The sequence below is a fragment of the Campylobacter sp. genome (assembly GCF_017646085.1).
GTDB lineage: Bacteria > Campylobacterota > Campylobacteria > Campylobacterales > Campylobacteraceae > Campylobacter.
Window position 1 is genome coordinate 1 of record NZ_JAGCNF010000034.1, and the last position, 8,843, is coordinate 8,843.

Below are 8,843 nucleotides of genomic sequence, written 5' to 3' on the forward strand. Positions count from 1 at the left end.
TTAACATTAAATGCTAAGAGATATATTAATCGTATTGAGGAGTTAACTGGAGTTAGAGTCAGTATCGTCTCAACAAGTCCTGAAAGGAGTGATACAATACTAAGATGAGTAATCAATTTACCCAAATAGTCAAAGTCAAAGAAGAGGAGTTAAATAAGCTTGAAATGAGTCTAGCACGAGCCAAGGCTACATTTCGTGAGCTTACTCGCTCTATAGATGCAATCAATGCTGAGCTTAATATGAGCAAATTTCCCAAAAGAGGCTCATCAATGAAAATTCAAGCAACAATCGAGCAGCAAAAGCTTTTAAGAATGCAAAAAGATAAGATTAAAGAGAAGATTTTGCTTACTCAAAAAGAGATTGTGCATTTTGAATTTCAGTATAAAAAAGCCTATATTGAACTTGAAAAATTTAAATATATGGAGAAAGAAGAGACTCAAAAAGAGTTAAAAAATCTTAGAAAAAGAGAGGCTAAAAATCTAGATGATATGGGAACTATGAGGCACTCATTTTTAAATAAGGATAGGTATTGAAATTTATATATTTTATTATATTTTTGGCTAGTTTTTTATATGCTACAAGTGAGAATAATGATGAGATTTTAGCCGATAGAGAGGCAAAGATTGCTAAAAATTTAGAATTAATAGATAGCTCACGCCAAGAGTTAGAAGCTTATAGAGCTGCGACAAATACGCTATTTAATCAACGTGAAGAGCAGATTATAGCCAAAGAAAGAGATCTAAATAAAACCTTAGCGCAGATTTCTCAAAAAGAAGAAAATATTAAAAAAATGCTTGAGAAGAATGAGAAAATTTTATCTGAGATCAAGAGCATTACAAATGATAAAGTCCTAGCCGTTTATGCTAAGATGAAAGACGGAGCTGCAGCTACTATAATTGCTCAGCTTCCACGTGATGAGGCAGCAAAGGTTTTACATGCGCTAGATCCAAAGAAGATATCGACAATATTTGCTAAGATGGATCCACAAATCGCAGCTGAGCTAACTCAAATTTTAAAAAATGATAAACTTTTTAAAGAGGTAAAATTTGATTAGATAAATTTAATTTTATCTTACTATCTTTTAGCTGATTTTATATATTTTTTTGATAAAATTAGCCAAAATTTTATAAAGGCTGTTTGAATGCGTATTAAACTTCCACATGCTCCATATATAGCAAGAAAGATTACAACCGATCTCCTAGGCTCTGGTTTTGTTAAATTCAAAAGCGGTACAGAGCCTATAACCGCCGTTGCTCAAGAGATTCTTTGTATTGATATAAATAAAGAAAGAGCCCTAGAAGAGCGTGTAAAAGAGCTTTTGGAACAAAATGAGAATGAGATCGACTTTATGCAAATTGATCGCAAGAATATGTTTTGGCTCATTAAGAAAAAATTAGCCAAAGAGTTTGGAGTAATGCTCTCATATGATGACCGTTATAGTAGTCTATCGCATGAGATTTTACAAAGATTATGGAGAGAAAATTTAATCGATTATAGCGTTTCAGAAAATAGGGTTAAAAATCTAATCTATGGCGCAATAGAGAGCTATTTAAAACAGTATGAAGCTATCGAAGATAGCGTAGCAGATAGATTAGAAAACTATAAGAAAAAGCTAATACCAGGCACTGAGGAGTATGATTTGATATTTGAAAGACTCTATGAAGAAGAGCTTAGCAAAAGGGGAATGATATAATGAAGGCATATATTTATTTAGAAAATGGTGTTTATTTAGAAGCTAAGGCTTTTGGCAAGGGTGGAAGTGCTTTTGGCGAGCTTGTGTTTAATACATCTTTGACTGGATATGAGGAGATTATCACAGATCCTAGTTATGCTGGACAGTTTATTGTCTTTACAATGCCTGAGATTGGGATTGTAGGTATAAATGATGATGATGCAGAAAGTAGCAAAATACATGCAAGCGGTGTATTTATGCGTAATTTTAATGCTAATCCAAGTAATTTTAGATCAACACAAAGTATTGAAAAGTTTTTTTATGACCAAGGTAAATTTGGTGTATATGATATAGATACAAGATATTTAACTAAGATGCTAAGAGATAGTGGAAATTTAAGAGTATATGTCTCAACTGAAATTAGTGATAAGAATGAGCTTAAGAAAGCTTTAGAAAGTAGTGCTAGAATTGATGAGATAAATTATGTAAGTATTGTAAGCACAAAAGAGTCATATATCCATAGCAGTTCAAGATGGGATCATAAAAATCAGGCTTATGGTAGCGTAAATTCAATTGGTAAAAAAGTTGCCGTTATTGATTATGGTGTTAAAAGAAATATATTAAATGAGCTTTGTAGTGTTGGTCTTGAACTTGAAGTATATCCACATGATGTACAAGGTGAAGTTTTAATTGACAAATTTAATAAAGGTCAAATTCATGGAGTATTCTTAAGCAATGGCCCAGGTGAGCCTAGAATGCTAGTTAATGAGATTGCTCAGATTAAAAAACTAATAGCAGCTAATATTCCGATGTTTGGTATCTGTCTTGGCCATCAGTTACTTTCAAATGCTTATGGTTATGAGACTTATAAGCTTAAATTTGGTCAGCATGGAGCTAATCATCCAGTTCAAAATTTAGAGACAAAAAGCATAGAGATTACAGCGCAAAATCATAATTATAATGTTCCAGAGAATATCTGCGAAGTAGCTACAATCACCCATAGAAATCTTTTTGATAACACTATTGAAGGGGTATGTTATAATGGTGGAAAGGTATTTTCGGTTCAGCACCACCCAGAAGCAAGCAGCGGCCCAAATGAGAGCAAATATATATTTAAGAAATTTATAGAAATTCTATAATGGAGCTGACTACCATCCTTGCTACTATTACACTTGCGGTTGGTTTTAGCCTTTCACACTGCATTGGTATGTGTGGCGGGTTTGTAGTAGCTTGTGCTGTAAAGCTTAGTCAAAAAGATAGAACAACTAGACTAATTTTATCTTTAGGTTATCATCTTAGTAGGGTTTTGGCTTATGTGATTTTGGGTCTTTTGTTTGGACTTTTTGGCTCAGCAGTTATCTTTAGCGGCGTTAGCAAGGGTTTACTTATATTTTTTGCTGGAGTAGTTTTAATCATTTTAGCTTTTGGCATTTTTAAAAGAGGTAAACTCCTTTCTTGTATCGAAAATCAAAAATTAAGCTCATTGATTATACCGTTACTTGGTAAATTTAGACAAAAAAATAGTACTATCTCATTTTTAATCTTAGGATTTTTAAATGGACTTTTACCTTGTGGGGTTGTATATTATTTTTTAGCTATCTCTCTTGGAAGTGGGTCGCTAGTAAATGGGGCGATTATTATGGCTATTTTTGGTCTTAGTACAATTCCAGTAATGATGGGATCGGGATGGATTTTGTCAACTTTGAGTACTAAATTTAAAAATTATATAAATTTAGTTTCATTTTTGATTATGCTTGGGTATGGAATTTACCTTTTATATTTGGGATTTATGGTGTTAAAATGAAATTACGACAATATCAAAGAGCCATTGATGAGAGTAATATCGTATCAAAAACTGATATAAATGGGATTATAACTTTTGTTAATGATGAGTTTTGTAAAATTAGTGGCTATTTAAGAGATGAGTTAATCGGACAATCACATAATATCGTTCGTCATCCAGATGTGCCAACTGAGTATTTTAAACGTCTTTGGGAGACGATTTTAAATAAAAAAATTCACAAAGGATTGATTAAAAATAGAACCAAAGATGGCAAAGCTATTTATCTAAATACTACGATTATCCCGATTTTAGATGATAATAATGAAATTGAGGAATTTGTGGCGATTCGTTATGACATTACTGAGATGATTGAGTTAAATGAAAGGCTTATGAGGGCGCAAAATGATTTGCGTGATCTAAATTCGCTTCTATGGCAAAAAGTTTCAGGTAAGACTAAAAAATTAGTTGAACTAAATAGAGAACTAGAGGAGCGTGTAGCAATTGAGGTGGCTAAAAATGAAGAAAAAAGTAAGTTAATGTTTCAGCAAAGCCGTCTAGCTAATATGGGTGAAATGCTAGCTAATATTTCACATCAGTGGCGTCAACCTTTAAATGAGTTAAGTATAAATTTGTATAAACTCAAACAAAGCACTAAAGAGCCAAGCTTACAATTTATTGAGATTTATGAGCATTCAAAGGCTGTGATTAAAGGAATGAGTAGTATTATTGATAACTTTAGAAATTTTTTTACTAATAATGGTGATGATGAAAAATTTTCTCTTAAAGATGCTGCTCAAGATGCGATTTTGATGTTAGAGAATACTTTTAAAAATGCATCTATCAAACTAAAGATAGATATAGATGATAATATCTATATAGTAGGGCGTCAAAATGAGATGGCTCAGATATTTATAAATCTATTTTCAAATTCAAAAGATGCTTTTTTTCAGCATAATATAGAAGATAAGAGAGTAAATGTAAGAGCATATATTCAAAATGATACAAATAAACAGATCAAATATGCTATAATCACGATTTCTGATAATGCTGGTGGAATAGAGGAGAGTGTGAGTGATAAGTTATTTGATCCATATTTTACTACTAAGCATCCAAGTGTAGGAACAGGTTTGGGGTTATATATTGTTAGGAGAATTGTGAGCAAATTACAAGGTCAAATTAGTGTAAGCAACCTTGAAAATGGCGCTTGCTTTGAAATTAAAATACCATTAAACGGAGAGAATGATGAATGATATACTAAAAAACCTAACTGTTTTGTTTGTCGAAGATGAGGAGAAAATAAGAACTTCAATGGCTAGTGTCATGGAAGATGTTTTTAAAAAGGTAATTGTAGCTGGAAATGGCGATGAAGGTTTGAAAAAATTTAAAAAATATAATCCATATTTGGTTATTACAGATATTACAATGCCTATAATGGATGGTTTAGAGATGGCTAAAGAGATTAAGTGCATATCTAGATTTACCCCTGTTATGGTGTTAAGTGCCTTTAGCGAAAAGGAGAGATTGCTAAGTGCGATTGATGTAGGAATTGATAAATATTTAATTAAACCAATTGATATCGAAGAGTTATTTGATGCTACTTGTCAGCTTGCTAAAGAGAAAATTGGTGTAGCATCTGAGATCGAGATTGGAAATGGATTTAAATTTAATAAAACCAAAAGAGTTCTAATAAATAGCGCTGGCGAGGAGATTGGGCTAACTAAAAAAGAGCTAGCATTTGTAGCGATTTTAGCTCAAAGGATTGATACGCTAGTCTTGCACGAAGAGATCAAACAAAGCGTCTGGACAGGAGAGAAGGTAAGCGATGCAGCTATTAGAACCTTTATAAAAAGAATTCGTGATAAAGTTGGAGCGAATTTAATTAAGAATATCCCAGGTCTTGGCTATAAAATCACTACCAAAGATGAGTAAATTTGTAAAATTACTCTAAAATTTTAAAATTATCGGAGTTGCTTTAAAGTATGGTAACTCCATACTTTTATACTCTCTTTAAAATCTTTTAAATTAATTTTTGATATTTTTTCATTATTTTAAGTTAATTTATATTTTATTTACCATATAATTAAAAGTATTTTTTTCAAAAAGATAACAAACTTTACAGGAGGACTTTTAATGCAGCCGAGTAATGCATTGAACTACGACTATACAGTCGCTAAGTACTTCATGTTTACCACTATTATTTTTGGTATAGTTGGTATGGGTATTGGTACTTTGATAGCCTTTCAAATGGCTTACCCAGACCTTAACTATCTAGCTGGTGAATATGGAACATTTAGCCGTCTTAGACCGCTTCACACAAATGGTGTGATTTACGGATTTATGTTGTCAGGTATTTTTGCTACCTGGTATTATATTGGACAAAGAGTGCTTAAAGTATCTATGAGCGAGTCTAAATTTTTAATGTTCATAGGTAAGCTTCACTTCTGGCTATATGTATTGGTTATAGCTTTAGCTGTTGTAACTCTTTTTGCTGGTGTTTCTACATCTAAAGAGTACGCAGAGCTTGAGTGGCCAATTGATATTATAGTTGTTGTTGTATGGGTTTTATGGGGTATTAGTATCTTTGGCTTAATTGGAATTCGCCGTGAAAAAACTCTATATATCTCATTATGGTATTACATTGCTACATTCCTTGGTGTGGCTATGCTATATCTATTTAACAATATGGAAGTTCCTACACGTCTAGTATCTGGTATGGGTAGTTGGATTCACTCTGTATCTATGTACGCTGGCACAAATGATGCTTTAGTACAATGGTGGTTTGGACACAATGCGGTTGCGTTTGTATTTACAGTTGCGATTATTGCTCAAATTTATTACTTCCTACCAAAAGAGAGTGGTCAGCCAATCTTTTCATATAAGCTATCACTATTCTCATTTTGGGGTTTAATGTTTGTATATCTTTGGGCTGGTGGTCACCACCTTATTTACTCTACTGTTCCAGATTGGATGCAGACTATGGGATCTATATTCTCTATAGTTCTTATTCTACCTAGTTGGGGTTCTGCTATTAATATGCTTTTGACAATGAGAGGCGAATGGGGACAATTAAGAGATAATCCGTTAATTAAATTTATGGTTTTAGCTTCTACATTCTATATGTTCTCTACACTAGAAGGCCCAATCCTTTCAATAAAATCAGTAAATGCTCTAGCGCACTTTACAGATTGGATTCCTGGACACGTTCATGATGGTACTTTAGGTTGGGTTGGCTTTATGACTATGGCTGCTTTATATCATATGACTCCACGTATCTTTAAGCGTGAACTATATAGTAAGTCTTTAATGGAAGCACAATTTTGGATTCAAACAACAGGTATTGTGCTATACTTTGCATCTATGTGGATCGCTGGTATCACACAAGGTATGATGTGGAGAGCTACAGATGAATATGGCAACCTTGCTTATTCATTTATAGATACAGTTACTGTTCTTGTTCCTTATTATTGGATTAGAGCTATCGGTGGTCTATTGTATCTAATCGGTTTCTTTATGTTTACTTACAACATTATAAAATCTATGTCATCAAGTAAGCCTATAGATCGTGAGCCAGTTAGTGCTTCACCAATGGCTGCGTAAGGAGGGATGTATGTTTAGTTGGTTAGAGAAAAATCCATTCTTTTTTGCGGTATTTGTATTTATATTTATAGCATATGCTGGTATTGTTGAAATTCTACCAGATTTTGCTGATCGTGCTAGACCTGTAGAGCATAAAAAACCATATACAGTATTGCAATTAGCTGGCCGTCATGTATATATAGCTGATAGTTGTAATGCATGTCACTCTCAGTTAATTCGCCCATTTAAATCTGAAACAGATAGATATGGTATGTATTCAGTAAGTGGTGAATTTGCCTATGATAGACCATTTTTATGGGGATCAAAAAGAACTGGTCCGGATCTAGCTAGAATTGGCAACTATAGAAGTGTTGATTGGCATGAAAATCATATGAAAGATCCAGTAAGTGTAGTTCCAGGATCTATTATGCCTGCTTATGCTCATATGTTTAATAAAAATGCAGACATAGAGACTGCTTATGCTGAAGCTGTTACAGTTAAAAAAGTATTTAATGTTCCTTATGATGTAGAGGGAATGCCAAAACTAGGCAGCTGGGAAGAAGCTCAAGCAGAGGTAAGAGCAGAAGCGGAGGCTATTGTAAGCCAGATGAAAGATCAAGATGTAAAAGATGCATTTGCTAGAGGCGAAATTCGCCAAATCGTTGCATTGATTGCATATTTAAATAGCTTAAAATAAGGTTTGTTATGAGTGTAGAGACTATGAGGGAGCTTCAAGCTTATGGCTTTTATATAATGTTAATAGCTATGGTAGTTATACTATATAGCTATTGGTTTCATCTAAAAAAATCGGAAAAAACCGGTAGAAGAGATTATGAAAAATACTCAAATTTAGCCTTAAATGATGATTTGCAAGATGAAATTCTTGAGAGTGTCTCTACTTCTAGCAAAGATACTAATAGGAGCGTTAAAAAATGAAATGGTTTAATCTAGAAGACAATGTAAATTCGCTTTCTATTCTTGGTGCTATAGCTATCGTTTTATTGACATTGATTGTCGTAGGTAGGCTATTTAAACTAATGAAAGTGAAAAAAGAAGAAGGTGAGCTAAGCGAACATAACTGGGATGGAATTGGTGAGTATAAAAATCCACTTCCGCTTGGTTGGGCTGTTGTGTTTGTTCTTACTATAGTATGGGCAATTTGGTATTTTCTAGCTGGTTATCCTTTAAATTCTTATTCGCAAATCGGTGAATATAATGAAGAGGTAAAAAAATACAACGCTAGTTTCCAAGCTAAATTTCAAAATGCTAGCCCAGAAGAGTTAAAGGCTATCGGTGAGCAAGTATTCTTGGTACAATGTGCTGCATGTCATGGAATCACAGGTGATGGCATTAATGGCAAGGCGGCTAATTTAACAGAATGGGGCAGTGAAAAAGGTATTTATGATGTTATTATTAAAGGTTCAAAAGGTCTAGGATATCCACTTGGTGATATGCTTAGTGCAGCTGATAATGGCATCGATGAAGCTACTGCTAAAGCGCTAGCAGCATTTACAGCTAAAGAGATCTCAGCTATTAAATCTACAGTAAATGAAGATTTAGTAGAAGCTGGTCGTGCAGCTTGGGCTACTTGCGCAGCTTGTCATGGTGAAGACGGTAAAGGTATGGATGGAATGGCTCCAGATCTTACTAAATATGGTTCAAGTGATTTTGTAGTAGAAGTTCTAGCTCGTGGTAAAACCGGAGATATTGGTCATATGCCTAAATTTACTGATACAGGACTTATTAATCCTACTCAAGAAAAAGCTGTTGGCGAATATATAATCTCGCTTTCAAAAGGAGAATAATATGGAA

Annotated in this window: 12 protein-coding genes; all 12 read left to right on the forward strand. The window is 33.6% G+C overall.

Features of this window, described 5'->3' with window-relative positions; all coding sequences use genetic code 11:
- On the forward strand, positions 1-108 hold a 108-nt coding region (locus J6V67_RS01615; RefSeq protein ID WP_291857664.1), incomplete at its 5' end, for an adenylosuccinate synthetase.
- Positions 105-533, forward strand: a complete 429-nt coding sequence (locus J6V67_RS01620; RefSeq protein WP_291857640.1) for a flagellar FliJ family protein — start codon at positions 105-107, stop codon at positions 531-533. The genes J6V67_RS01615 and J6V67_RS01620, both read left to right, overlap by 4 nt.
- Complete coding sequence (locus J6V67_RS01625) at positions 530-1,054, forward strand: MotE family protein (protein WP_291857642.1); 525 nt, start codon at positions 530-532, stop codon at positions 1,052-1,054. The genes J6V67_RS01620 and J6V67_RS01625 overlap by 4 nt, the downstream gene beginning before the upstream one ends.
- 87 nt (positions 1,055-1,141) lie before the next feature.
- Positions 1,142-1,693: a DUF507 family protein gene (locus tag J6V67_RS01630; RefSeq protein WP_291857644.1), complete on the forward strand. Its 552-nt coding sequence runs from the start codon at positions 1,142-1,144 to the stop codon at positions 1,691-1,693.
- Entirely contained in the window at positions 1,693-2,811 is a 1,119-nt protein-coding gene (gene carA / locus J6V67_RS01635; protein WP_291857646.1) for a glutamine-hydrolyzing carbamoyl-phosphate synthase small subunit, read from the forward strand. The genes J6V67_RS01630 and carA overlap by 1 nt, the downstream gene beginning before the upstream one ends.
- Positions 2,811-3,476, forward strand: coding sequence for a sulfite exporter TauE/SafE family protein (locus J6V67_RS01640; protein WP_291857648.1), 666 nt, complete (start codon positions 2,811-2,813; stop codon positions 3,474-3,476). The genes carA and J6V67_RS01640 overlap by 1 nt, the downstream gene beginning before the upstream one ends.
- Entirely contained in the window at positions 3,473-4,705 is a 1,233-nt protein-coding gene (locus tag J6V67_RS01645; protein ID WP_291857651.1) for a PAS domain-containing sensor histidine kinase, read from the forward strand. Before J6V67_RS01640 ends, J6V67_RS01645 begins: the two co-directional genes overlap by 4 nt.
- Positions 4,698-5,384 (forward strand): response regulator transcription factor, encoded by a 687-nt coding sequence (locus J6V67_RS01650; protein ID WP_291857653.1) that lies wholly within the window; start codon positions 4,698-4,700, stop codon positions 5,382-5,384. The genes J6V67_RS01645 and J6V67_RS01650 overlap by 8 nt, the downstream gene beginning before the upstream one ends.
- Positions 5,385-5,585: 201 nt before the next feature.
- Positions 5,586-7,052, forward strand: coding sequence for a cytochrome-c oxidase, cbb3-type subunit I (gene ccoN, locus J6V67_RS01655; protein WP_291857655.1), 1,467 nt, complete (start codon positions 5,586-5,588; stop codon positions 7,050-7,052).
- Between the two features lie 10 nt (positions 7,053-7,062).
- Positions 7,063-7,728 (forward strand): cytochrome-c oxidase, cbb3-type subunit II, encoded by a 666-nt coding sequence (gene ccoO, locus J6V67_RS01660; protein ID WP_291857657.1) that lies wholly within the window; start codon positions 7,063-7,065, stop codon positions 7,726-7,728.
- Between the two features lie 8 nt (positions 7,729-7,736).
- Positions 7,737-7,967, forward strand: a complete 231-nt coding sequence (locus J6V67_RS01665; protein ID WP_291857659.1) for a cytochrome c oxidase, cbb3-type, CcoQ subunit — start codon at positions 7,737-7,739, stop codon at positions 7,965-7,967.
- Positions 7,964-8,836 carry a cbb3-type cytochrome c oxidase N-terminal domain-containing protein gene (locus tag J6V67_RS01670; RefSeq protein ID WP_291857661.1) on the forward strand — a complete coding sequence of 291 codons (873 nt, stop codon included), beginning with the start codon at positions 7,964-7,966 and terminating at the stop codon, positions 8,834-8,836. Before J6V67_RS01665 ends, J6V67_RS01670 begins: the two co-directional genes overlap by 4 nt.
- Positions 8,837-8,843: the final 7 nt, after the last annotated feature.